The sequence below is a fragment of the Mycobacterium sp. SMC-4 genome (assembly GCF_050205565.1).
Lineage (GTDB): Bacteria > Actinomycetota > Actinomycetes > Mycobacteriales > Mycobacteriaceae > Mycobacterium.
Map to the genome: position 1 here is coordinate 198,592 of NZ_JBNMQU010000010.1, position 24,032 is coordinate 222,623.

Genomic DNA, 24,032 nt, shown 5'->3' on the forward strand with positions numbered 1-24,032 from the left:
TGGCGGTGATACCAGGAGAGATCGTCCTCGGCGACGGCGACATCCAGCTCAACCACGGCGCCGACCGCTTGACCCTCGACATCGTCAACACCGGCGACCGCCCGGTCCAGGTGGGCAGCCACGTGCACGTGCCGCAGGCCAACGCCGCGCTGAGTTTCGACCGGGCCGCCGCCCACGGTCATCGATTCGACATTCCGGCGGGCACCGCCATCCGGTTCGAACCCGGTGTCGCCCAACGCGTCAGCCTGGTGCCGTTGGCCGGCGACCGCGAGGTGCACGGTCTGAGCCTGGACCCGCCGGGTCGACTCGACGAGAGGTTGTGATGACAGGTCTGTCCCGTGCGCGGTACGCCGCTCTGTACGGCCCCACCGCCGGCGACCGCATCCGGCTCGCCGACACCGACTTGTTCATCGAGATCACCGAAGACCGCAGCGGCGGCCCCGGACTCGCCGGGGACGAGGCGGTCTTCGGCGGCGGGAAAGTGCTGCGCGAGTCGATGGGGCAGTCACGCGCCACGCGCGCCGACGGCGCCCCCGACACCGTCATCACCGGTGCGGTGATCCTGGACTACTGGGGAGTCATCAAGGCGGACATCGGGATTCGCGACGGGCGCATCGTCGGGATCGGCAAGGCCGGTAACCCCGACATCATGTCCGGCGTCCATCCCGCGCTGGTGGTCGGGCCGTCGACGGAGATCATCGCCGGCAACGGCCGCATCGTCACCGCCGGCGCGATCGACTGTCACGTGCACCTGATCTGCCCGCAGATCCTCGAGGAAGCGCTCGGCGCGGGCATCACCACCGTCGTCGCGGGCGGCACCGGACCGGCCGAGGGCAGCAAGGCCACCACGGTGACCCCCGGCGCGTGGCATCTGGCCCGCATGCTCGAGGCGCTGGACGGCTGGCCGGTCAACGTCGCCCTGCTGGGCAAGGGCAACACGGTCTCCGGCGAGGCGATGTGGGAGCAGTTGCGCGGTGGCGCAGCGGGATTCAAGCTGCACGAGGACTGGGGCACCACTCCGGCGGCCATCGACGCGTGCCTGACGGTGTGCGAGCAGGCCGGCGTGCAGGCCAACATCCACACCGACACTCTCAACGAGGCGGGCTTCGTCGAGAACACGCTGGCCGCGATCAAGGGCCGCTCCATTCACGCCTACCACACCGAGGGGGCCGGCGGCGGCCACGCACCCGACATCATCACCGTCGCCGGACACGCCAATGTCCTGCCCAGCTCCACCAATCCGACGCGCCCGCACACCGTCAACACCCTCGACGAGCATCTCGACATGTTGATGGTCTGCCACCATCTCAACCCCAGCGTGCCCGAAGATCTCGCGTTCGCCGAGAGCCGGATCCGGCCGTCCACCATCGCCGCCGAGGACCTGCTGCACGACATCGGCGCGATCTCGATGATCGGCAGTGACGCCCAAGCCATGGGACGCATCGGCGAGGTCGTGTTGCGCACCTGGCAGACCGCGCACGTGATGAAGCGCCGCCGCGGGTTCCTGCCGGGGGACACCCGCGCCGACAACGTGCGCGCCCAGCGCTATGTGGCCAAGTACACGATCTGCCCGGCGGTCGCACACGGCATGGCCTCCGAGATCGGCTCGGTCGAGGTGGGCAAGCTCGCCGACCTGGTGCTGTGGGAGCCCGCGTTCTTCGGGGTACGCCCGCACGCGGTGGTCAAGGGCGGCATGATCGCGTGGGCCGCGATGGGGGATGCCAACGCCTCGATCCCGACACCGCAACCGGTGCTGCCACGGCCGATGTTCGGGGCCGCGCCGGCCGCGGCGGCCGCCACGTCGGTGCATTTCGTGGCGCCGCAGGCGATCGACGACGGACTGGCCGAACGTATCGCGGTCAACCGCCGACTCGTTGCGGTCGACAACGTGCGGGGCGTGGGGAAGGCGCAGATGCCGCTCAACGACGCGTTGCCGGACATCCAGGTCGAACCGGACACCTTCACGGTGCGGATCGACGGCGAGGTGTGGCAGGAGCAGCCGGCGACGGAACTGCCGATGGCGCAACGGTATTTCCTGTTCTGATGACCAACCTCACCACGCTGCTGACGCTGTCGGACTCGCGGCTGCCGACCGGCGGCCACGTGCATTCCGGTGGCATGGAGGAGGCGGTGTCCAGCGGCCTGGTCGTCGACCTGTCGACATTGACGGCGTTTCTGCGCCGGCGCATCGTGACCACCGGGCTGGTCACCGCGTCGCTGGCGGCGGCGGTGCACCGCGGCGCGCTGTCGGCGGCAGCCGGCGGCAGCGGTGACCTCGAAACCGACGCGCGCACACCGTCTCCGGCGGCCCGACGGGCGTCGCGCGCGCAGGGTCGCGGGCTGCTGCGGTTGGCACGCCGGGTATGGCCGGCGCGGGAGTGGAGCGATCTCGGTGCCACACCGCATCTTTCGGTGGCTGCCGGTTCGGTCGGCGCGGCAGCCGGATTGACCGCGCACCAGACCGCGCTGTCGGTCGTGTACACCACCATGACCAACTCGGCGACGGCCGCACAGCGGCTGCTCGCCCTCGACCCCGGTGACGTCGCCGCACTGACCTTCACGCTGGCTTCGGTGTGCGAGCGAACCGCTTCGGTCGCCGCCGAAGGGCTCGCCGACCTGTCCGACCCGCTGCTCGATGTGCTGGCCGAGCGCCACCTCGAGCGCGACCGCCCCCTGTTCGCGTCCTGACGAAAGCACGGTACCCATGCCACCCCACTTCCTCGACGGAGCGCCGCACGGCCACACCGACCGTCCGCGCCGGATCCGCCAGGCGGGCGAGCCGCTGCGCATCGGAGTGGGCGGCCCGGTCGGGTCGGGCAAGACCGCGCTGGTGGCCGCGCTGTGCCGACAGTTGCGTGACGAGCTGTCGCTGGCGGTTCTGACCAACGACATCTACACCACCGAAGACGCCGACTTCCTGCGCCGGCACGCGGTGCTGCCGGACGACCGGATCGCCGCGGTGCAGACCGGCGGCTGCCCGCACACCGCGATCCGCGACGACATCACCGCCAACCTCGACGCGATCGACGATCTGATCGCCGCGCACGATCACTTGGATCTGATTCTGGTCGAGTCCGGCGGCGACAACCTGACAGCGACGTTCTCGTCGGGGCTGATCGACGTCCAGATCTTCGTCATCGACGTCGCGGGCGGCGACAAGGTGCCCCGCAAAGGCGGGCCCGGCGTGACGTTCTCGGATCTGTTGGTGGTCAACAAGACCGACCTCGCGCCGCTGGTCGGTGCCGATCTGGACGTGATGCGCCGCGATGCCGCCGCGGTGCGCGACGACCGGCCCACCGCGCTGATCTCGTTGACCGCCGACCCCGCCGCCACACCCGTGCTGGATTGGGTGCGCGAGCAACTGCGGGTGGCCCAGGCGGTGTGAATGCGTTCTGAGGTGTTGATCGCGGCCCGGCCGGATCGCACACCGCACGTCGAGTCCCGCGGCGGCATCGCGGTCCGCCGCACCGGAATCGACACCGTTCACCTGGTGTCGAAGGCGGCCACCCCGCTCGGCGGCGACACCATCCGGGTGCGGGTGGTCGTGGCGGCGGGTGCCCGGCTATTGGTCCGCAGCGTCGCCGCCACCGTCGTGCTGCCGGGCGCCGCAAGCGTCGAGTCGCACGCCGAATGGGACGTCGAGGTCGCCGGCATGCTCGACCTCGATCCAGAACCGACCATCGTCGCGGCCGCGGCACGCCACGTCACCTCGACCCGGCTGACCCTGACCGCGGATGCGTCGCTCCGGTTGCGGGAACGCGTGCAGATCGGCAGAACCGGTGAGCGCGAAGGTTTCTGGACCGGATCGCTGCACGGCGACGTCGACGGGACGCCCCTGGTGCGTCACCGCGTCGAGTTGGGTCGTGGCTCGTTCGCCGACGACGCGATCGCCGCACCGCTGGCCTGCGTCAGCGAATTGCACTATCCGAGTACCGATGTCGCGACCAGCGGGCTGGCCCTGCGGTTGGCCGGCGGCGGGTGCCTGGCCACCTGGCAGGGCGAGCGCCTCTAGAGCCTCAGCTCGCTGCCCGCTCGGTGTCCTGCACGGAGGCGGCGATCTCCTCGAGTTCCTCGATGCGCGTGCGGGCGTAGGCCTGCTGCTCGGTGATGGTGAGCTGACCCCGCTTGGTCGACAGGAAGGTCACCGTCCACGACAGCAGGGTGACCAGCTTGGTCTTGAACCCGATCAGATACACCAGGTGCAGCATCAGCCACGCCAACCAGGCGATGAAGCCGCCGAACTCCAGCGGGCCCACCTTGGCGACGGCGCTGAACCTCGAGACCGTGGCCATCGAGCCCTTGTCGAAGTACTGGAACGGTTCCCGTTCGGCGGAGTCGGCGCCTTCCAGACTCGAGACGATCGCCTTGGCGGCATACTTGCCGCCCTGGATCGCCCCCTGCGCCATGCCGGGAACGCCTTCGACGGCAGCCATGTCGCCGACGACGAACACGTTGGGATGACCGGGGATCGACAGGTCGGGCAGCACCTTGACCCGTCCGGCGCGGTCGAGTTCGACACCGGACTGTTCGGCCAGGTCGCGACCCAGCGGGCTGGCCGACACACCGGCCGACCACACCTTGCAGGCCGCTTCGATGCGGCGCAGCTTGCCGTCGGGGTCTTTGACGGTGATGCCGTTGCGGTCGACGTCGGTGACCATCGCGTTGAGCTGGATCTCGACGCCCATCTTCTCCAACCGCGCCTGCGCCTGCTTGCCCAGCTTCTCGCCCATCGGCGGCAGCACAGCGGGCGCGGCGTCGAGCAGGATCACCCGGGCCTTCGTCGGATCGATGTGCCGGAACGCGCCTTTGAGCGTGTAGTCGGCCAATTCGGCGATCTGACCCGCCATTTCGACACCGGTGGGTCCCGCGCCGACGACGACGAACGTCAGGAGCTTCTCGCGACGCACCGGATCGCTGGAGCGCTCTGCCTGCTCGAAGGCACCGAGGATCCGGCCGCGCAACTCGAGCGCATCGTCGATGGACTTCATCCCGGGCGCCCACTCGGCGAAATGGTCGTTGCCGAAGTAGGACTGACCGGCACCGGCGGCGATGATCAGGCTGTCGAACGGGGTGACGTAGGTGTGGCCCAGCAGTTCGGAGCGGACCGTCTTGGCGGCCAGGTCGATGCGGGTGACGTCACCGAGCAGCACCTGGACGTTCTTCTGCTTGCGCAGGATCACGCGCGTGGCCGGGGCGATCTCGCCTTCCGAGATGATGCCGGTGGCCACCTGGTAGAGCAGCGGCTGGAACAGGTGATGGGTGGTCCGCGCGATCAGCTTGATGTCGACGTCGGCCCTCTTGAGCGCCTTGGCCGCATTCAGACCACCGAACCCCGATCCGATGATGACCACCTTGTGCCGATCGGACGCACTGGCTCCGGCATGGCTCATTTGGTATCTCCTCGACGGATCGTGACAGCGGTCTAGTGAGTCTTACCCATTCACCGCAACGAGAACCTTAGTCCCGCGTCTTCCCCGGCGTGCAGTGAGACGTGACACCGCTTCGGAGCCCTGATCCGACGACGCCCGGTCAGGCGAAGTTGGCGAGCGCTCCGTGGGTCACGTGCAGGGTTTCGCCGCTGATGTGGCGCGCGGCGGGGGTGGTCAGGAACAGCGAAAGCCGGGCGATCTCGGCGCTGACCGACGGTGGTGTGCTGTGGAGACCGTCGTAGCTCGGTTCCACGCCGCGACCGGCGGCCACGGCGTTGATCGTGATGCCGCGCACCCCGAAATGGTCGGCCTGGCCGGCAGTCCAGTCCGCGATGGCGGCTTTCACCGCAGCGCCGGCGCTGCCCTCACGGGGCGGGTCGGGGATCACGGTGACGATGGATCCACCCGAGCGCAACTGGTCGCCGAGCAACTGGACCGTCAGCACCGCGGAGACCAGGCTGGCGTCGAACAGGCCGCGCCATTCGGCGGCGTGGTCGGACAGCGTGTAGGTGCGGGGGTCGCCGGCCGCCCACGTGGGACTCGGGACGTGGATGACGGCGTCCAGGTGCGACGGGAACTGGTGTGCCACCGCGGCGATGGAAGCGGGGTCGGTGCCGTCGAACACCAGCGCGTCGACGTCGAGTTCCTTGGCCGCGACCTCCAGTTCGTCGGCGCGCCGGCCTGCAAGGACGAGATGATGGCCCGCCTCGGAGAAGCTCTGCGCGATGGTCCGACCGAGGTCGGTGTCACTTCCGGTGATCAACGCATCCATCGTCGACCCCTCTCTGTCGCGTTCGACGCTGAACCCCAGCGAGTGACCCAGATGTTACTGGACGGTAGCTAGCAGTCGAAACCGACGCGCCGAGCGCGGTAACACGCCGCGGCAGACCGACGATGTGTCGGGTGACGGGTCATGCCGCCACCCCCGGACCGCACACCGGGGCATTCGCGCTGCAGCAAATCTTGCTCATATCGTGAGCTGCGAGTTCAGAAGTTTCCGCAACATAACGATTTGGCACATTCGCAGCAGTTCACACTTGCGTCACGGCTGTAACACGGTAGTTTCTTATCCCATGGATCAGGTGGACCCTCGCCGAAGCGGATTCTCGAAGTCGCTGGCCCTGGCGGCGCTGACCGGGGCGACCGTGGCGGCACTGACATTGCCCTCCGTCGCGCACGCACAGCCGGCGCCGGCACCCGAACCTCCGCCCGCCCCCGCGGTCGTCGACGGTGCGCCTCCCGCAGCGCCGGCGCCCGCTCCGGGACCCGCGCCCGCACCCGGGCCGGCCCCCGCTCCGGCACCGGCACCGGCAGATCCGAATGCTCCGGTCCCGCCGCCGGCCGACCCCAACGCGCCCGCGCCCGCGCCTGCCGATCCCAATGCGCCGGCCGCCCCGGCGGAGCCGGCCCCGGAGCCGGGCCGCGTCAACAACGCCTCGGGCGGATTCAGCTACGTGGTCCCGGCCGGCTGGAAGGTCGCCGACGCCACGCAGCTGTCCTACGGGCAGGCACTGCTGACCAAACTTCCGCCGGAGGGTTCCGCCCCGGACGCGCAGCCGCCCAACGACACCAGCGTGCTGCTGGGACGGCTCGACCTGAAGCTGTTCGCCGGTGCCGAGACCGACAACACCAAGGCCGCGCAGCGCCTCGCCTCCGACATGGGCGAGTTCTTCATGCCGTTCCCCGGTACGCGCGTCAACCAGCAGACCGTTCCGCTGGAAGCCGGCGGTCTCGACGGCGTCGCGTCGTACTACGAGGTGAAGTTCACCGACACCAACAAGCCCAACGGCCAGATCTGGGCCGGTGTGGTCGGAGCGCCGACCACCCCGGGCACTCCGCGCGGTCAGCGCGCACCCGAGCGCTGGTTCGTCGTCTGGCTCGGAACGGCGCAGAACCCGGTGCCGCAGGCCGAGGCCGTGACGCTGGCCAACTCGATCCAGCCCTGGAGCCCGCCGCCGCCCGCGCCGGCGCCGGCGCCCGACCCGAACGCGCCCGCCCCGCCGGCAGATCCGAACGCTCCGGCACCGCGGCCCGCAGTCGGCGTTCCGGTGCCCGTCGACCCGAACACGGCCCCGGGAATGCTCCCGCCGGCCTAGAGGTCAGGGCGGGCGGTCCGACAAGGAGGTCCCGATGGAGTTTCTCGCCAGCGAGGTTCTGGCTCGCTCGACCACGCTGACCAGCGTCGGCTGGATCGGTTACATCGTCATCGGCGCCATCGCCGGATGGATCGCCGGGAAGATCGTCAAGGGCTCCGGCTCGGGCATCCTGATGAACATCGTGATCGGTGTCGTCGGGGCGCTGCTCGGCGGTTTCCTGCTCAGCTTCTTCGTCGACACCGCAGGCGGCGGCTGGTGGTTCACGCTGTTCACGGCGATTCTCGGCTCGGTGCTGTTGTTGTGGCTGCTCGGCAAGGTGCAGCGGAAGGCCTGATCACCCGGTGCCGCAGACCATGCGCGCCTGGCAGGTGACTCGGCCCGGCCCGATGTCCAGCGGCCCGCTGCGGTCGACGACCGTGCCCGTGCCGGTTCCCGGTGACGACGAACTGTTGGTGGCGGTCCGCGCCTGCGGCGTCTGCCGCACCGACCTGCACGTCGCCGAGGGCGACCTCGCCGTGCACCGACCCCACGTCATCCCCGGCCACGAGGTGGTCGGCGAGGTGGTGGCCCTCGGTGCGGACGTACCGGCAGGCTTCGCTGTCGGGGACCGGGTCGGTATCGCATGGCTGCGCCATACCTGCGGCGAATGCCGCTATTGCGCGCGCGGAGCGGAGAACCTGTGCCCGCACTCGCGCTACACCGGATGGGACGCCGACGGCGGCTACGCCGAGTTCGCGACGGTCCCCGCGGCCTACGCACTGCCCCTGCCGGCGGGCTACGACGACGGCGAGCTGGCCCCGCTGCTGTGCGCCGGCATCATCGGCTACCGCGCCTTGATGCGCGCTGAGCTGCCCCCGCGCGGACGACTCGGCATCTACGGCTTCGGCGGCAGCGCCCACCTGACGGCGCAGGTCGCGCTCGCCCAGGGCGCCGAGGTGCATGTCATGACGCGCGGCGAACAGGCCCGCGAACTCGCCCTCGGGCTCGGTGCGGCGTCGGCGCAGGGCGCCGACGATGCGCCGCCGGTGGCGTTGGACGCGGCCATCCTGTTCGCCCCCGTCGGCGAGTTGGCGCTGCCCGCGCTCGCAGCGCTGGACCGGGGCGGCACGCTCGCGATCGCCGGCATCCATCTCAGCGACATCCCGGTGCTCAACTATCAGCGTCACCTGTTCCAGGAGCGGCAGGTCCGCTCGGTCACCTCGAACACCCGGGCCGACGCGCACGCGTTCCTCGCGTTCGCGGCCGAGCACCGGTTGGAGGTCAGCGGTCCGAAGTATCCGCTGGAGCGCGCCGACCAGGCGCTGGCCGACCTCAGCGCGGGACGCGTGGCCGGAGCGGCTGTACTGACGCCCTGAACGGCGTCAGCCCAGATGCCACACCATCGCGGCAGCCAGGGCGCCCATGCCGTTGAGCGACCAGTGCAGCGCGATCGGCGCGATCAGGCTGCCGCTGCGCCTCCGGAGCCACGTGAACACGAAACCCGCCGCCGCGGTCGCCAGCACCGCTCCGACGACGCCGACGACCATGCCGAACACGCCACCGCCGAGGATCTTGCTGAAGCCGACGTTGCTCGCCGTCAACCCGAGCGAGGTCGCGATGTGCCACAACCCGAACAGCAGGGAACCGGCGGCGGCGACGCCCCGCCAGCCCCAAGCCCGGTCCATGGTGCCGTGCAGCACACCCCGGAAGGCGAGCTCCTCGGGGATCACGGTCTGCAACGGGATGATGATCATCGACGCGATCAGCGCGCCGGACAGCGTGGCGTAGTTGTTGTTGAGGAACATCGGACGCGTCCACGGCAACAGCACGCCGACGGCGATGACGGTGCCGACGAGGATCACCGCGGCCGCGGCGTACCCGGCGCCGGATTTCCAGTGTTCGCGCCCCAACCCGAGTTCCGACCAGCCCAGCCCGTGCGAGCGCACCAGCAGCACCAGCGCGACGGCGGCCGCGGGCACCACCGCGACGTTGGCCCACGGTGTGGTGAAGTGCGCGATCAGGTTGGTCAGCGCGAGCACCACCACCACGACGGCGATGTCGACGTAGATCCGGAAGTGGTGCAGCGCCGAGAGTTGGGCGAACAGGGGATGCGGCTCGACCTGGGCGGCGACGGAGACGTCAGACATAACCGTGCCAGATTACCGGTCTATTCGTTGTCTCCGCCGGTGTCGGCGGTCGCGTCGGCGCCCGCGGTGCCGAAGCCCGATTCGCGTGCCGCCGGCCACACCCAGTCCTTGACCTCGGGGATGTCCTCGCCGTGGGCGCGGGTGTAGTCGCGCGCGGCGATGCGCTTGTCGGCCATCTGCTGGCGCAGCGTCGCGCACGTCGACCCCAGTGACGGCACCCGATCGATGACGTCCATGACCAGGTGGTAGCGGTCCAGGTCGTTGAGCATCACCATGTCGAACGGTGTCGTGGTGGTGCCCTCCTCCTTGTAGCCGCGCACGTGCAGGTTGGGATGGCCGGTGCGGCGGTAGGTCAGGCGGTGGATCAGCCACGGATAGCCGTGGTAGGCGAAGATGATCGGCTTGTCGGTGGTGAAGATCATGTCGAATTCGCGTGCCGGCAGTCCGTGCGGGTGCTCGGTGGAGTCCTGCAGACGCATCAGGTCCACGACGTTGACGAATCGCACCTTCAGGTCCGGCAGGTGTTGACGGAGGATGTCGGCGGCGGCGAGCGCCTCGAGCGTCGGGATGTCCCCGGCCGAGGCGAGCACCACGTCCGGGTCGGTGCCGACGACTTCGCTGCCCGCCCATTCCCAGATGCCCAGCCCGCGGGTGCAGTGCGCGATGGCCTGCTCCATGGTCAGGAAGTTCGGTGAGGGCTGCTTGCCGGAGACGACGACGTTGACGTACTGGCGCGACCGCAGGCAGTGGTCGTAGGTGGACAGCAGCGTGTTGGCGTCCGGCGGCAGATAGACGCGCACCACGTTGGCGCTCTTGTTGACCACGTGGTCGATGAACCCCGGGTCCTGATGGGAGAACCCGTTGTGGTCCTGACGCCACACGTGGCTGGACAGCAGGTAGTTCAGGCTGGCGATGGGCCGCCGCCACGGGATGTGGTTGGTGACCTTCAGCCATTTCGCGTGCTGGTTGAGCATCGAGTCGACGATGTGGATGAACGCCTCATAGCAGTTGAACAGGCCGTGCCGGCCGGTCAGCAGGTATCCCTCGAGCCAGCCCTGGCACTGATGTTCCGACAGCATCTCGACGACGCGGCCGACGCGGGCGAGATGATCGTCGACCTCGGCGCCGAGCAGCTCGGCGTTCCACTGTTTGTCGGTGGCGTCGTAGACCGCCTGCAGGCGGTTCGACGCGGTCTCGTCGGGGCCGAAGATCCGGAAGTTGTCCGGGTTGAGCCGGATCACCTCGGTCAGCCACTGACCGAGCACGCGGGTGGCCTCGGCCACCGTGGCCCCCGGCGCGGGCACGTCGACGGCGAAGTCACGGAAATCCGGCAGCCGCAGATCTTTGAGCAGCAGACCACCGTTGGTGTGCGGGTTGTCGCTCATCCGCAACGCACCCGCGGGCGCGAGCTCCGCGATGTCGGCGTGCAGTTTGCCGGTGTCGTCGAACAGTTCCTGGGGCCGGTAGGAGGACAGCCAGTCGGCGAGCACCGCGAGGTGTTCGTCGCTGTCGCGGGCACTGGAGAGCGGCACCTGGTGTGCGCGCCAGGACCCGGTGGTCTTCTTGCCGTCGATGTGGTCGGGTCCGGTCCATCCTTTCGGCGTGCGGAACACGATCATCGGCCATGCCGGCCGAGTGTCGTCACCGGCCGCCGCCGCGGCCTTGATCGCCGCGATGTCGTCGAGCACGTCGTCGAGCAGGGCCGCGAAGCGTCGGTGGGCATCAAGATGGTCCTGGTCGTCGTCGGCCACCTCGAAGAAGTACGGCTTGTGTCCGTAGCCGACCATCAGGGCGCGCAGTTCGTCTTCGGGGATGCGGGCCAGCAGCGTCGGGTTGGCGATCTTGTAGCCGTTGAGATGCAGGATGGGCAGCACGACGCCGTCTGCGGCCGGGTTGAGCAGCTTGTTGGAGTGCCAGCTGGTCGCCAGGGGACCGGTCTCGGCCTCGCCGTCGCCGACCACGGCCGCGACCAGCAGGTCGGGGTTGTCGAACGCCGCGCCGTAGGCGTGGGACAGCGCGTAGCCCAGTTCGCCGCCCTCGTGGATCGAACCCGGCGTCTCGGGCGCGACGTGCGAAGGGATGCCGCCGGGGAACGAGAACTGCCGGAACAGTCGCCGCAGCCCTTCGTCGTCGCAGGTGATGTCGGGGTAGATCTCGGTGTAGGTGCCGTCGAGGTAGCTGCTTGCCACCAGCCCCGGCCCGCCGTGCCCGGGCCCGGTCACATACATCGTGGACTGTCGGCGTTCCTTGATCACCCGGTTGAGGTGGGCGTAGAGGAAGCTCAGTCCGGGCGTGGTGCCCCAGTGGCCGAGCAGGCGGGGCTTGACGTCGTCACGGGTCAGGGGACGACGCATCAGCGGGTTGTCCAGCAGGTAGATCTGCCCCACCGAGAGATAGTTCGCTGCGCGCCACCACCGGTCCAGTCGCTCGATCTCGGTGTCCGGGACCGCATCACGGTTCACGGTCGTCCAGGCGCGGGGCTGCTCGGTGGGGGCGGTTGTGGTCATCTCTCCATCCAAGTCGGCGGCAGGCTGCTTGAGAACCCATACCCGGTGGCGATCTGGTTAATCTCTGCACTGCCGTTATGGTGTGCAGTCATGCCCCTTGCTCCCAGGACACCGGTTCTCGTCGGCTACGGCCAGGTCAACCAGCGCACCGAGAATCCGGCCACCGAACCGGTCGACCTGATGGCGGCCGCCGCACGGGAGGCCGCCGATGCCCGGGTGCTCGAGGCCGTGGACGCGATTCGGGTGGTCAATCTGCTGTCCTGGCACTACCGAGACCCGGGATTGCTTCTGGCGCAACGCATTCGCGCGGACAAGGCGGCCACGCGCTACACCGGCATCGGCGGGAATGTGCCGCAGACCCTGGTGAACCTGGCATGCCGCGACATCGCGCAGGGCCGCGCCGACGTCGTCCTGATCGCCGGTGCGGAGACGTGGCGCACCCGAACCAAGATGCGCGCAACCGGACAGAAACCCGAGTGGACCCGGCAGGACGAGTCGATTCCGCCGGCGCCGGGCTCTGACGAGAGTGTGCCCATGGCCGCCCCGTCGGACGAGCGGATCCAGCTCGACCGGCCGGCGTACGTGTACCCGATGTTCGAGACCGCGGTGCGCATCGCCGCCGGCGAGTCCGTCGAGGAGCACCGGCGTCGCATCGGCGAACTGTGGGCGCAGTTCTCGGCGGTGGCGGCGACCAATCCGCACGCCTGGAACCGGGAGGCGCTCACCGCCGAGCAGATCACCCAGCCCTCGTCGACGAACCGGATGATCAGCTGGCCCTATACCAAGCTGATGAACTCCAACAACATGGTCGACCAGGGCGCGGTGCTGATCCTGGCGTCGGCCGAGAAGGCCAAGGAGCTCCAGATCCCTTCGGAGCGTTGGGTTTTCCCGTACGCCGGCGCTGACGCGCACGACACCTACGCCATCGGTGAACGCGCGGAGTTCCACACCTCGCCGGCGATCCGCATCGCGGGTCGGCGCGCGTTGGAGCTGGCCCGCACCGGTGTCGACGACATCGACTTGATCGACGTGTACTCGTGTTTCCCGTCCGCGGTTCAGGTCGCGGCCAAGGAATTGGGTCTGCCGGTCGGCGATCCGGCCCGGCCGCTGACGGTGACCGGCGGGCTGACGTTCGCCGGTGGCCCGTGGAACAACTACGTCACCCACTCGATCGCCACGATGGCCGAGGCGCTGGTCGCCCAGCCGGGCCGACGCGGACTGATCACCGCCAATGGCGGATACCTGACCAAGCACAGCTTCGGCGTGTACGGCACCGAGCCGCCGACCCACGAATTCCGTTGGGAGGACGTGCAGTCGGAGGTGGATCGGGAGCCGACGAGGACGGCGCTGGTGGAGTGGAGCGGCGTCGGAACCGTCGAGTCGTGGACCACGCCGGTGAGTCGGGACGGCACACCCGAGAAGGCGTTCCTGGCCGTGCGGACCGCCGACGGCGCGCGAGCGCTGGCCGTCATCAGCGACCCGCAGTCGGCGGCGGTCACGGTCACCGAGGACATCGCCGGGGCCGTGGTGCGGGTGCACGCCGACGGCACCGCGTCGTTGGAGTGACCGGTCAGGGCGCGCCGGGGGGCACATCCGTGTAACCGGGACGGAAACCGTCGGCGGAGAATGTGAACCCGTTGCCGCTGCGCTCGGACTGACACGAGATGCCCACGGCCTCTTGCACATTGCAGCGAAATCCGGCGGCGGCGAGGATCCGGTTGAACGGCAGTTCGGGAGCTGCCGCGTCCTCGAGACCGAACGCCGGGCTGTCCAACGCGACGAATCGCGGCGCACCGTCGCGCTGCACGACGACCGCGTTGGGCGGGCTCGGTGTGCCGTCCTCGCCGGGCACCTGCGCGGGCGCACCGGTGATGCCGATACGCGCGCTGTTGCGGGCGTTCTGGCAACCCGCGTGCACCCGCGGCACGATGGCGCATTCCCAGTTCCCGCTCGGCGAGGTGAAGTAGTAGCCGGTCTGCCCGTCGACGTCGGCGGCGAAATCGAAGGCGTTGGCCAGGTGCGCGTTGCTGCGCACCGTGGTGGGCGGCGCGGGCGCGGGCGAGGGTGCCGGGGGAGCGCTCGCGTCGTCGGTGGTGATCACGGCGGGACCGGAGCACGCCACGACGGCGCCGAGGACGAGCGCCGGCAGGCCGGCGTAGGTGAGGGCACGCATGTCGAGAGATCAGCCTGCCATGGAGGGCTAGGTGTCCGCGCGCACCCGGTCGCGGAGCTCGTCGTCCAGTGACACCCGCACCAGGGCGGCGGCGAGATTGGCCGCGCGCCGCGGCGCCAGGTCGGCGAGCGCAGCGGCGTCGGTGGGCAGGCCCAGCTCGGCCGCGGCCCCGGTGGCGCGTTCGTCGAGATACGGCCGCACCCACGTCCACGTGTCCTGCACCTCGCGCAGGAAGATGTCGGAACCGGTGCCGCCGATGCCTTTGAACTCCTGCAGGAGCTGCCGGGTCTTCTCGATGTCACGTCCCCCGGCGATGGCCAGCCGGCGCAGATCCCCGTTGTAGTCGTCGAGCACCGCGGCGGCGATCTCGACCGCACGCGTCGCGGAACTCTCGTCGTAACGGGCGTAACCGGCACGGCCGAACGCGTCGATGAACACCGACCGTTCGCCGTCGCACACGTTGCGCGGTGTGCGCAGCCCGGCGCGGAACATCTCGCGCGCCGCCCGGGTCGCGGTGCCCGCGTCGATCGGCTTGCTGGCGAGCATGCACAGCATCAACAGCTGGAACAGCGGCATGGGTTTGTCCCGCATCCGGATTCCGGCTTCCTCGGCGTAGGTGGCGCCCGCCTGATCGAGCAAGCGCTCGACGACGTGGCGTTGCGTCGATGTGGCCATGTCAGCGGGCTTGCCCGAACGTCCCCGGCAGAAACGCCGAGCAGACGCAAACTCCCCCGAAATTCGGTGAAATCGGGGGAGTTTGCGTCTGCTCGCGGAGGGACGGTGACCCGGGTCACGCGGCGACGGGCGCCACTCGCTGTGCGGGTTCGAGCGCCTGGGCGACGATGTCGGCCACGTCGGTCATCGGTCGGACATCGAGCGCCGCCAGCACGTCGGCGGGTACGTCGTCGAGGTCGGCCTCGTTGCGCGACGGGATGAACACCGTGGTCAGCCCGGCACGCTGGGCGGCCAGCAACTTCTGCTTGACCCCGCCGATCGGCAACACCCGCCCGTTGAGCGTGACCTCGCCGGTCATCCCGACATCGGAGCGCACCTGTCGTCCGGTGGCCATCGACACCAGCGCGGTCACCATGGTCACGCCTGCCGACGGCCCGTCCTTGGGGACCGCACCGGCCGGCACGTGCACATGGATGCTGCGGGCCAGGCGGGCCGGGTCCACGCCCAGCTGCTCGGCGTGCGAGCGCACGTAGGACAGCGCGATCTGTGCGGATTCCTTCATCACGTCGCCGAGCTGGCCGGTCAGGATCAGAGCCGACTCCCCGGCCCGGTCCGATTCCACGGCGCCGGCCTCGATGTAGAGCACGTCGCCACCGAGGCCGGTGACCGCCAGGCCGGTGGCCACGCCGGGCACCGCGGTGCGTTCGGCCGACTCCGCGACGAAGCGCGGACGCCCCAGATAGGCGACCAGGTCGGGTTCGTCGACGACGACGTGTCCGGCGTCCGCACCCAGCCTGGTGGTGACTTTGCGCATCAGCTTGGCCAGCAGGCGTTCGAACTGGCGCACACCGGGTTCGCGCGTGTAGTCGGCGGCGATCTTGCGCAGGGCCGCGTCGGTGATCGTGACCTCGTCCTCGCTCAGGGCCGCGCGCTCGCGCTGGCGGGGGAGCAGGAAGTCGCGCGCGATGGCGAGCTTGTCGTCGGCGGTGTACCCGTCGATCTCGACCAGTTCCATGCGGTCCAGCAGGGCCTGCGGGATGTTCTCGATGACGTTGGCCGTGGCCAGGAACACCACGTCGGACAGGTCGAGATCGAGGTCGAGGTAGTGGTCGCGGAACGTGTGGTTCTGCGCCGGGTCGAGCACCTCGAGCAGCGCTGCCGCCGGGTCACCGCGGTAGTCGGAGCCGACCTTGTCGATCTCGTCGAGCAGGACGACCGGGTTCATCGAGCCGGCCTCTCCGATCGCCCGCACGATACGGCCGGGGAGCGCACCCACGTAGGTGCGGCGGTGACCCCGGATTTCCGCCTCGTCGCGGACGCCGCCGAGCGCGACGCGCACGAACTTGCGGCCCAGCGCGCGGGCGACGGACTCGCCCAGCGAGGTCTTGCCGACCCCGGGAGGGCCGGCCAGCACCATCACCGCACCGGACCCACGCCCGCCGACGACCGCCATTCCGCGGTGTGCGCGACGAGCGCGCACCGCCAGGTATTCGACGATGCGGTCCTTGACGTCGTCGAGGCCGTGGTGGTCGGCGTCGAGAATCTCCCGGGCCCGGGCCAGATCGGTCGAGTCGTCGGTGGTGACGTTCCACGGCAGGTCGAGCACGGTGCCGAGCCAGGTGCGGATCCAGCCGCCCTCCGGGCTCTGCTCGCTGGACCGCTCCAGCTTGCCGACCTCACGCAGCGCGGCTTCGCGCACGGCATCGGGCAGGTCGGCGGCCTCGACCCGGGCACGGTAATCCGTTCCGTCGGGTTCGGCACCGGGATCCAATTCGCCGAGTTCCTTGCGGATCGCGTCCAGTTGCCGGCGCAGCAGGAATTCCTTCTGCTGCTTGTCCATTCCGGCGCGGACGTCCTCGGCGATCTTGTCGTTGACCTCGACTTCGGCCAGGTGTTCACCGGTCCACGCGATCAGCGACCGCAACCGGGCGCCGACATCCTCGGTCTCGAGCAGCTCGCGCTTCTGCACGTCGCTCAGATGCGACGCATAGCCCGCGGTGTCGGCCAGCGCCGAGGGGTCGGTGATCTGGTTGACCACGTCGACGATCTGCCAAGCCTCGCGCCGCTGCAGCATCGCCAGCAGCAGCTTCTTGTATTCGGCTGCCAGGCCGGCGATCTCGTCGGTGACCTCGCTGTCGGGCACCTCGGTGACCGAGACCCACAGCGCTGCGCCGGGTCCGGCGGCACCCGAGCCGATGTGCGCGCGCCGTTCACCGCGCACCACGGCAGCCATACCGCCGCCTGGGATGCGGCCGACCTGCACGATCGACGCGAGCACACCGTAGGCGGGGTAGCGGTCGTCCAGACGCGGGGCGATCAGAAGCGTGGCCGCCTCGCTCGTGCGTGCGGCTTCGACCGCGGCCAGCGCCGCATCGTCGAGTTCGATCGGCACCACCATGCCGGGCAGCACGATGGGCTCTCGAACGAAGAGCACGGGGACCTGCAGAGCTTCGGGCATCAAACCTCCAAAGTTGAACCTGATGCGCTCAACCTTGACCGGGTCCGTTTTGTTCCCCGAAACCAGGACCGCCGGACGGTGACGAGGTGGCGGCGCTTGTGTCGGCACACTTCACCGGCGGCTGCGACCGCGTCGGGATCGAAACCCACCGGCACCGGACCCCCGGCCACCAAGGCCCGCACGAGCTCCTCCTGACGCCGCGCGAGCGAGTCCCGGGCGGTCATCCCCACACCTCGCGCGCCACGGTGGTGATCGGCTGCGCTCCGGCAGCAGCCGCGATGGCGTCGAGCTCGTCGAAAAGCTCAGCCGCGGGCGGATAGCGCCCGTCCCGCTCCAACATCACCGGGGTATCGACCCGCTCCCGCAGCACGGTCACCATGTCCAGCACCTCCTGAGGGATCCGCTCGGTGTGGGTGTCGTGATAGAAGCGGCCGCTCTGGAGCCCGCCCGCCACGTGGCTGTAGGCGACCTGCTCCACCGGCAGTCGCAGCAGCTCGGACACCGGGTCGCGACCGCGGTTACGTGCGTTGGCATACACATTCGCGACGTCGAGGACCAGCAGCACGCCGGTGCGTTCCACCAGTTCGGTGAGGAACTCCGACTCGGTCAGATCGGACTCCGGCCATTCCAGGAACGACGCGATGTTCTCGACCGCCAAGGGCACGGCGAGCTCACTGCGGGTGCGGGCGATGTTGTCCGCCAGCACATCGAGTGCCTCTCGGGTACGAGGCACCGGCAGCAGATGCCCGGCTTCGATGCCGCCCGCACGGACGAACGCGATGTGTTCGCTGACCAGTGGCGAACCCAGCGCGTCGGCGCAGGATGCCAGTCGCCGTACCCGTCGGCGCTGCACCGGCTCGACTCCGCCGAGAGACAGGGCGACTCCGTGCGGGATCACCGGCACGCCGCGTGCAGCCAGGTCCGTCAGCGCGGGGTCCGCGCGGGCGTGTCTGCGTCGCAACGGAATCGACTCGGCGATCACCTCGCAGAAGCCCGGTCGCAAGTCCGCGATGATCCCGGCGATCTCGCTGCGCCAGCCGATGCCGAGGTCGCCCAGCGATGGAACGGCACGAGTGGCGGTACTCATCCGCCGCACCCGCATCCGCCACCACCACCGCCGGCGCCGCCACATCCGCCGCACCCGCCGCCTCCACCGTCGCCGCCACACGAGGCGCTTCCGCAGGAGGCGCCGCCGCCGGCCGACGATTTCCCGGCGACCTCAACCTCAGTCGCATAGGCGGGGTCGCACAACCACAGCGCACCCGTACCGAACAACGCGGCCGACATCGCCACCGACGCGGGTCCGTACGTGCCGAAGGCGGGGCGCTTGGCGGGCTCGAGGTAGCTGCGCTTCTTCTGTTCGGCGGCCAGTAGTTCGCGACCCGCACGGGTCAGCCTGTTCACCGTCAGTAGAGACGGAAGGACCAGCAGTCCGCACAGCAGCGTGGGGACCCCTACCGTGATAATCACGGCAGTGTCCTCGGAAGTGTGAACCGGCTGTTGAAGCAGACGGTAGCTGAAGAGAGCGATACCGCCCGCCATCACCGCGATCGACGGAATGGCACCCAGGCGCAGACGCATCCGTTCGGAGTCCGTGCGCACCAGACCACTGCTCTGGAGCCGTCTCTCCATCGCTGCGAGATCGTGTCGGCATGCCTTCACGAGGGACACCACGGTGTGCGCGGGATCGACGGCAACGTGCGCGAGCACCCGATCGCTGAACCGGTCGGTTGTCGCAGCGTGCACCGTGGAATCGGCTCGGCCGTCGGGGCCGATCCGGCCACTGGCCCGCAGACCTGCCAGAGCCGTCACCACCGGGGCCACATTCGATCTCAGGAATGCGAGTTCGGTGACAGCGAGGGGAGAGGTCACCGCAGGTCGGCGCGGCTCCGCCGCGATCCGCCAGACCACGGCGAACACCACCGTCGCCGTCAGACCGACCAGATACCAAAAGCCTTCTTGCCGCATGACATGCACCTCCTCGACTGGAAATGCCAGCGTGCCCGGGAATGGACAGCGTTCGGTGAGGAGTTGTTGGCGGATGTCTGAGAAAAGCGTTGCGCGATAGGAGTATTCAGCCGCGGATGACGCAATCGGAAACGTGACGGTAACAGAGAGCAGTTAAGTTGTCAGCTTCGCCAGAACCACCGGGGCAGCGAAGGGGCACAACGTCAGTGGCCGACGAACCACGCCAGCGCACCGCCGCGCCGCCGGCGCGGACGGTCGTCTTCGCCCTGTACGACAAGGTGACGCTGCAGGATGTGGCGGCACCGCTGGAGATCTTCGCGCGCGCCAACGACTTCGGCGCCAACTATCACGTCCTCCTGGCGTCGACCACCGGGGAGGCGGTGGGGACGACAGCATACGCACGGCTGGACGTGGACATCGCCCTGGCCGACGCACCGACCACGATCGACACCCTCCTGGTCCCCGGGGGCGTCCCTCGGGAGTTCGACTTCACCCCGGGGCTGCACGACATCCCCGAAGAGCCGACCCCCGACACCGTGCCCGAGGCGCTGGACATGGTGCGGCACTTGGCGCCCCGCGCCCGCCGCGTGGCCTCGGTGTGCACCGGGGCGTTCGTCCTCGCCGCGCTCGGGCTGCTCGAAGGTCGCCGTGCGACGACGCACTGGGCGCATTGCCAGACGTTGACGCGACGGTACCCGCAGGTGCGTGTCGACCCGGACTCGCTGTTCGTGCAGGATGGACCGTTCATCACCGGTGCCGGGATCACCGCCGGCATCGACCTGGCGCTCGCCCTGGTGGAGAGCGACTACGGTCCCACGGTGGCCCGGCGGGTGGCCCGGTGGATGGTCGTCTTCCTCCAGCGGCCGGGCGGTCAGGCGCAATTCAGCGTGTGGGCGGAGTCCGACCTCCCGGTCTCGGGTGGTCTGCGCGGCATCGTGGACTCGGTGATCGCCGACCCCGGTGGTGATCATTCGATCGCCGCGATGGCCGCACGGGCGGCGGTCAGCGAGCGGCACCTGGCCCGGATGTTCCACGAACAGATCGGGATGACGCCGGCGCGCTTCGTTGAGCAAGCGCGGCTCGAAGCCGCCAAAGTCCTTCTCGCCACCGGAGATCAGAGTCAGGACACGGTGGCGCGGCGCGCAGGTTTCGGAACCACCGATACGATGCGCCGAACATTCCGGCGCAACTTGGGGGTCTCACCCGGCGTATACCGGAACCGCTTCCGTACCACCGGAATCGACCGTTGACGGCGTTGTCGCGCGCGGCTCCGGCCGCACGCGATGCGTTTCCAGATGGTCGCGGACCCGCGCGCCGTACCGCAGTCCGCTGCGCCGCGCTGCGGCATGGAACGATTCACCTGCCATCACCAGCCCCACCGCGTTCTCCAGCCGGATCTCGTACACGTACTGACGCAGCGTGATTCCGACCTGCGCTTTGAACAGCCGAGCCAGATGCCTCGGGCTCAGCCCGATTCGGGCGGCGACAGTGTTCAGCGCATAGTGCCCGGCCGGATCGGCGCTGATCGTCGCCATCAACCGTTCCAGACCGGCATGTCGGGGCCGCGGCGTTCGCGCGGCTGCAGATATCTGCGGATGCCCCTCCAGTCGCCGGCTGAGCACCACCAGGTCCTTCGAGATTTCGTGGGCCATGTCGGTTCCGTGGTCATCGGCGACGAGTGCCAGCGCGAGGTCGATGCCGGCAGTCGCACCGGCGCACGTCCACACATCACCGTCGCGGACGTACACGGACTCCCGTTCGAGCACCGTGGATCCGTGACGGGCCTCGAAGGCATCCAGATGTCGCCAGTGAGTGGTGGCCCGGCGGCCCTCGAGGAGCCCGACCGCCGCCAACGCGAAGGTGCCGGTACCGATCGCTGCGATCCGCCGTGCGCGAGTCTGGAGAAGACGACGGGCGGGTTGCGGAATGCCCTCGCCGGCAGGGCTTTCACCACCGGCAACGATCAGGGTGTCCGACGCGGCCAGCAGCGAAGCGGGCATCGCAGTCACGGACAGGCCTGAGGAGCACCGGATGGTCGAGGCTTCTCCGCAGGAATAGAGTGACACCGAGTAGTCGCAGCCGAGAGCACGGGCGACGTCGAAGACTTCCAGCGGTCCGGTGACGTCCAGGGTGCGCACGCCGTCGAATGCCAGCATCGCGATGCGACGACTCCGGCGTTGCGCGTGGTGATACATGCGGTAAGCGTGCGGGCGCCGCGGCACGCATGCCGCCGGATGTCCGGATTTTCGCCCCTCGTGTCCGTGTCGGTCGGCCCCAAACACGCCGGTCCTGTTTTGCGGCAAAGATGTCCACCTCGGTGACCAACCGATAACAGCGCTTTACAGACCGGAAACGTGAGCAGCCCAACGTTGGTGCGGCGAACGGCTTTTCGGACAGCGCAAGGAAGGCGGACGGTATGGATTCACGATCGGCTCTGACATTGAGCATCGGCGTGCTCGGTGGGGTGGCGGTGGCGTTCACCGCGACGGTCATCACCGTTCCCATCTGGGTGGTCTTTCTGGCCTGGGCGTCGTTCTTCTTCGTCGGCGGCGGACCATCCGGGTGGGTGCGCTCGGTGTCGTCGAACCTCGTCGGCGTCGTCATCGCCAGCGCGAGTCTGTACGCCGCCCATCTGCTCGGCGGCAGCCTGACCGCCACCGCGATCGCCGTGGGGGTGGGCAGTGCGGTGATGGTGCAGGCGTCGTGGATCGGGCTGCTGTCGGTGACACCGGCAGTGGTGGTCGGCTTCGCCTCGACCGTGTCGACGGTTGCCGGCACTGCTGCGTCGATCACCACGACGAGCATTTCGCATCCGGGGCTGGTCGCCGCATGTGCCTGCGTCCTCGGCGCGACATTCGGGATCGCCTCGGAGTATCTGGCCAATGTCATGACACGTACGGTCCCGGCCGGCCGTACCGGAACGGAAGGTGCACGGGCATGAAACTGCAGCATCATCTCGGCGGCCTCGAGGGCCTGCCCGAGTCGCTGACCCTGGAGAAGCGGGTGTTCGTCGAAGAGTGGGAGAAACGCATCTTCGGCATCCACGTCGCGATGATGGGGCTGAGCAACCACCTGGGCTCCGCGTTGCCGGCGTACCCGATCGACGAGGTTCCCACCGAGTTCCGGGACGAATGGACCTGGGCTTCGCTGCGAACCGGCGCCGAGGCGATGAACCCGTTCGACTACTTCAAGTTCCGCTACTACGAGAAGTGGCTGGGCGGAATCAGCCAGTTCTTCGTCGAGCAGGGATACGTGTCGGAGGAGGAGATCACCGCCGCGATCACCGCACCCGCGGCCGCCCCGAGTGGCGGCGACCCGGCGATCGACGACCAGGTGATGGATTACCTGCGCCGCGGCGACAGTCCGCGCCGCGACGTCGCGCACCCGAAGTTCACCGTCGGTCAGCAGGTGCGCATCGCAGACACCCCCGCCGGCGCGCACACGCGGTTGCCGGGCTACCTGCGGTCCCGGGTCGGGACGGTCACCCGGGTCTTCGAGGGGGACTACGCCTACTTCGTGCACACCGGGGATGGCATCGGTGACCCGATGCCGATCTACATCGTCGAGTTCACCCCGGAAGAGATCTGGGGCGTCCGGGCCGAGCCGGGCGCCAACACCTTGTACGCCGAACTGTTCGAGGCGTACCTGCAACCCGTCGAGGAGGACAAGTGAGCGACCAGTTTTCATATCCGTCCGACCGTGAGAAGTCCAGCGCCGAGCGGGTGGCCGCGCTGGAACGTCTGCTGATCGAGAAAGGCGTCATCACCGGCGAGACGGTCGACAAGGTACTGGCGTATTTCGAATCCGAGATGACACCGTTGAACGGTCAGAAGATCGTCGTGAAGGCCTGGACCGATCCGGATTTCGCGGCGCGGGTGGTCGTGGACACCCCCGCGGCGCTCGCCGAGTTGGACCTTCCCGAGGGCATGGCGGGCGCCGAAGGCGAGCACCTGCAGGCCGTCGCCAACACCCCCGGCGTGCACAACCTGGTGATCTGCACGCTGTGCTCCTGCTTTCCCTGGCCCGTGCTCGGACTCCCGCCGTACTGGTACAAGGACCCGGTGTTCCGGGCGCGTGCGGCACGGGAACCCCGGACCGTGCTGACCGAGGTCGGCGTGCAGCTGTCGGATGACACGGAGATCAAGGTGTGGGATTCCAGCGGACACTCCCGGTGGTTCGTCATTCCCGAACGTCCTTCGGGGACAGAGGGTTTCACCGATGAGCAGCTCATGGCGCTGGTGACCACCGAATCCATGATGGGTGTCGCGCTGGCGGGTCAGCCGTCATGAGACTGCACCAGACCTGTACGACGGATCAGGCCGCACCGTCGTTCGACCACGACTGGCAGCGCCGCGCCTTCGGCCTCGCGCTGGCACTGTCGGAGTTCGGCCACTACCCGTGGAGCGAGTTCCAGCAGAGCCTGATCGACACGATCGGCGCGTGGGAGGCGGCACCGGCCCCTGCCCGCGGCGACTGGGAGTACTACGACCACTGGGTCGCTGCACTCGAGCACGTCGTCGACCACCGCGAGATCCTCACCGCCCCACTGAACACGGACGACGGGGCGCACGCCGTCCACGACGACCACCACTGACCTCGA

General features: G+C 69.1%; 24 protein-coding genes. 14 read left to right on the forward strand and 10 right to left on the reverse strand.

Annotated elements, in window-relative coordinates; genetic code table 11:
* The first annotated feature begins 5 nt into the window (after positions 1-5).
* Genes ACQI46_RS18520 through ACQI46_RS18540 form a run of 5 tightly spaced genes read left to right on the forward strand, consistent with a single transcriptional unit; the run spans position 6 to position 4,012 of the window.
* Positions 6-323: an urease subunit beta gene (locus ACQI46_RS18520; protein ID WP_427095485.1), complete on the forward strand. Its 318-nt coding sequence runs from the start codon at positions 6-8 to the stop codon at positions 321-323.
* Positions 323-2,044, forward strand: a complete 1,722-nt coding sequence (locus ACQI46_RS18525) for an urease subunit alpha (RefSeq protein WP_427095486.1) — start codon at positions 323-325, stop codon at positions 2,042-2,044. The genes ACQI46_RS18520 and ACQI46_RS18525 overlap by 1 nt, the downstream gene beginning before the upstream one ends.
* On the forward strand, positions 2,044-2,688 hold the full coding sequence (locus ACQI46_RS18530) for an urease accessory protein UreF (protein ID WP_427095487.1): 645 nt from the start codon (positions 2,044-2,046) through the stop codon (positions 2,686-2,688). Before ACQI46_RS18525 ends, ACQI46_RS18530 begins: the two co-directional genes overlap by 1 nt.
* Before the next feature lie 16 nt (positions 2,689-2,704).
* A complete protein-coding gene (gene ureG / locus ACQI46_RS18535; RefSeq protein WP_427095488.1) occupies positions 2,705-3,385 on the forward strand; it encodes an urease accessory protein UreG in 681 nt (226 codons plus the stop codon).
* Positions 3,386-4,012 carry an urease accessory protein UreD gene (locus ACQI46_RS18540; protein WP_427095489.1) on the forward strand — a complete coding sequence of 209 codons (627 nt, stop codon included), beginning with the start codon at positions 3,386-3,388 and terminating at the stop codon, positions 4,010-4,012.
* Positions 4,013-4,016: 4 nt separating this feature from the next.
* Here ACQI46_RS18540 and ACQI46_RS18545 read toward each other — a convergent pair whose 3' ends face one another.
* Together ACQI46_RS18545 and ACQI46_RS18550 are read right to left on the reverse strand one after the other, a co-directional pair.
* On the reverse strand, positions 4,017-5,390 hold the full coding sequence (locus ACQI46_RS18545) for an NAD(P)/FAD-dependent oxidoreductase (RefSeq protein WP_427095490.1): 1,374 nt from the start codon (positions 5,388-5,390) through the stop codon (positions 4,017-4,019).
* A 139-nt stretch (positions 5,391-5,529) separates the two neighbouring features.
* Positions 5,530-6,201: an SDR family oxidoreductase gene (locus ACQI46_RS18550; protein ID WP_427095491.1), complete on the reverse strand. Its 672-nt coding sequence runs from the start codon at positions 6,199-6,201 to the stop codon at positions 5,530-5,532.
* A gap of 301 nt (positions 6,202-6,502) precedes the next feature.
* On the opposite strand from ACQI46_RS18550, the gene ACQI46_RS18555 reads away from it, so the two are divergent.
* Genes ACQI46_RS18555 through ACQI46_RS18565 form a run of 3 tightly spaced genes read left to right on the forward strand, consistent with a single transcriptional unit; the run spans position 6,503 to position 8,880 of the window.
* Positions 6,503-7,525, forward strand: a complete 1,023-nt coding sequence (locus ACQI46_RS18555) for an APA family fibronectin-binding glycoprotein (protein ID WP_427095492.1) — start codon at positions 6,503-6,505, stop codon at positions 7,523-7,525.
* A gap of 34 nt (positions 7,526-7,559) precedes the next feature.
* Entirely contained in the window at positions 7,560-7,859 is a 300-nt protein-coding gene (locus ACQI46_RS18560; protein WP_427095493.1) for a GlsB/YeaQ/YmgE family stress response membrane protein, read from the forward strand.
* 19 nt (positions 7,860-7,878) lie between these two features.
* A complete protein-coding gene (locus ACQI46_RS18565) occupies positions 7,879-8,880 on the forward strand; it encodes a zinc-binding alcohol dehydrogenase family protein (RefSeq protein ID WP_427095563.1) in 1,002 nt (333 codons plus the stop codon).
* A 6-nt stretch (positions 8,881-8,886) separates the two neighbouring features.
* Here ACQI46_RS18565 and ACQI46_RS18570 read toward each other — a convergent pair whose 3' ends face one another.
* Together ACQI46_RS18570 and ACQI46_RS18575 are read right to left on the reverse strand one after the other, a co-directional pair.
* A complete protein-coding gene (locus ACQI46_RS18570; RefSeq protein ID WP_427095494.1) occupies positions 8,887-9,651 on the reverse strand; it encodes a CPBP family intramembrane glutamic endopeptidase in 765 nt (254 codons plus the stop codon).
* A gap of 20 nt (positions 9,652-9,671) precedes the next feature.
* Entirely contained in the window at positions 9,672-12,158 is a 2,487-nt protein-coding gene (locus ACQI46_RS18575) for a phosphoketolase family protein (protein WP_427095495.1), read from the reverse strand.
* A gap of 90 nt (positions 12,159-12,248) precedes the next feature.
* Between ACQI46_RS18575 and ACQI46_RS18580 the strand changes: the two genes are divergently transcribed.
* Positions 12,249-13,724, forward strand: coding sequence for an acetyl-CoA acetyltransferase (locus ACQI46_RS18580; RefSeq protein WP_427095496.1), 1,476 nt, complete (start codon positions 12,249-12,251; stop codon positions 13,722-13,724).
* A gap of 4 nt (positions 13,725-13,728) precedes the next feature.
* Here the strand turns inward: ACQI46_RS18580 and ACQI46_RS18585 are convergent, their stop codons facing one another.
* The 5 genes from ACQI46_RS18585 to ACQI46_RS18605 form a co-directional block, all read right to left on the reverse strand.
* A complete protein-coding gene (locus ACQI46_RS18585; protein ID WP_427095497.1) occupies positions 13,729-14,331 on the reverse strand; it encodes a hypothetical protein in 603 nt (200 codons plus the stop codon).
* Between the two features lie 27 nt (positions 14,332-14,358).
* Positions 14,359-15,006 (reverse strand): endonuclease, encoded by a 648-nt coding sequence (locus ACQI46_RS18590; RefSeq protein WP_427095498.1) that lies wholly within the window; start codon positions 15,004-15,006, stop codon positions 14,359-14,361.
* A gap of 115 nt (positions 15,007-15,121) precedes the next feature.
* Positions 15,122-17,464: an endopeptidase La gene (lon, locus tag ACQI46_RS18595; protein ID WP_427095499.1), complete on the reverse strand. Its 2,343-nt coding sequence runs from the start codon at positions 17,462-17,464 to the stop codon at positions 15,122-15,124.
* 220 nt (positions 17,465-17,684) lie between these two features.
* Entirely contained in the window at positions 17,685-18,551 is an 867-nt protein-coding gene (locus ACQI46_RS18600; RefSeq protein ID WP_427095500.1) for a DUF692 domain-containing protein, read from the reverse strand.
* Positions 18,548-19,432 carry a TIGR04222 domain-containing membrane protein gene (locus tag ACQI46_RS18605; RefSeq protein ID WP_427095501.1) on the reverse strand — a complete coding sequence of 295 codons (885 nt, stop codon included), beginning with the start codon at positions 19,430-19,432 and terminating at the stop codon, positions 18,548-18,550. The genes ACQI46_RS18600 and ACQI46_RS18605 overlap by 4 nt, the downstream gene beginning before the upstream one ends.
* Before the next feature lie 206 nt (positions 19,433-19,638).
* Here ACQI46_RS18605 and ACQI46_RS18610 point away from each other — a divergent pair, with 206 nt between their 5' ends.
* Positions 19,639-20,682 carry a GlxA family transcriptional regulator gene (locus ACQI46_RS18610; protein WP_427095502.1) on the forward strand — a complete coding sequence of 348 codons (1,044 nt, stop codon included), beginning with the start codon at positions 19,639-19,641 and terminating at the stop codon, positions 20,680-20,682.
* On the opposite strand, the gene ACQI46_RS18615 is transcribed toward ACQI46_RS18610, so the two are convergent.
* Positions 20,632-21,627, reverse strand: a complete 996-nt coding sequence (locus tag ACQI46_RS18615; RefSeq protein WP_427095503.1) for a GlxA family transcriptional regulator — start codon at positions 21,625-21,627, stop codon at positions 20,632-20,634. The genes ACQI46_RS18610 and ACQI46_RS18615 overlap by 51 nt on opposite strands.
* Positions 21,628-21,848: 221 nt before the next feature.
* Between ACQI46_RS18615 and ACQI46_RS18620 the strand changes: the two genes are divergently transcribed.
* Genes ACQI46_RS18620 through ACQI46_RS18635 form a run of 4 tightly spaced genes read left to right on the forward strand, consistent with a single transcriptional unit; the run spans position 21,849 to position 24,026 of the window.
* Positions 21,849-22,373 carry a DUF1097 domain-containing protein gene (locus tag ACQI46_RS18620; protein ID WP_427095504.1) on the forward strand — a complete coding sequence of 175 codons (525 nt, stop codon included), beginning with the start codon at positions 21,849-21,851 and terminating at the stop codon, positions 22,371-22,373.
* Positions 22,370-23,104, forward strand: a complete 735-nt coding sequence (gene nthB / locus ACQI46_RS18625; RefSeq protein ID WP_427095505.1) for a nitrile hydratase subunit beta — start codon at positions 22,370-22,372, stop codon at positions 23,102-23,104. Before ACQI46_RS18620 ends, nthB begins: the two co-directional genes overlap by 4 nt.
* On the forward strand, positions 23,101-23,721 hold the full coding sequence (nthA, locus tag ACQI46_RS18630; RefSeq protein ID WP_427095506.1) for a nitrile hydratase subunit alpha: 621 nt from the start codon (positions 23,101-23,103) through the stop codon (positions 23,719-23,721). The genes nthB and nthA overlap by 4 nt, the downstream gene beginning before the upstream one ends.
* Complete coding sequence (locus tag ACQI46_RS18635; protein ID WP_427095507.1) at positions 23,718-24,026, forward strand: nitrile hydratase accessory protein; 309 nt, start codon at positions 23,718-23,720, stop codon at positions 24,024-24,026. Before nthA ends, ACQI46_RS18635 begins: the two co-directional genes overlap by 4 nt.
* Positions 24,027-24,032: the final 6 nt, after the last annotated feature.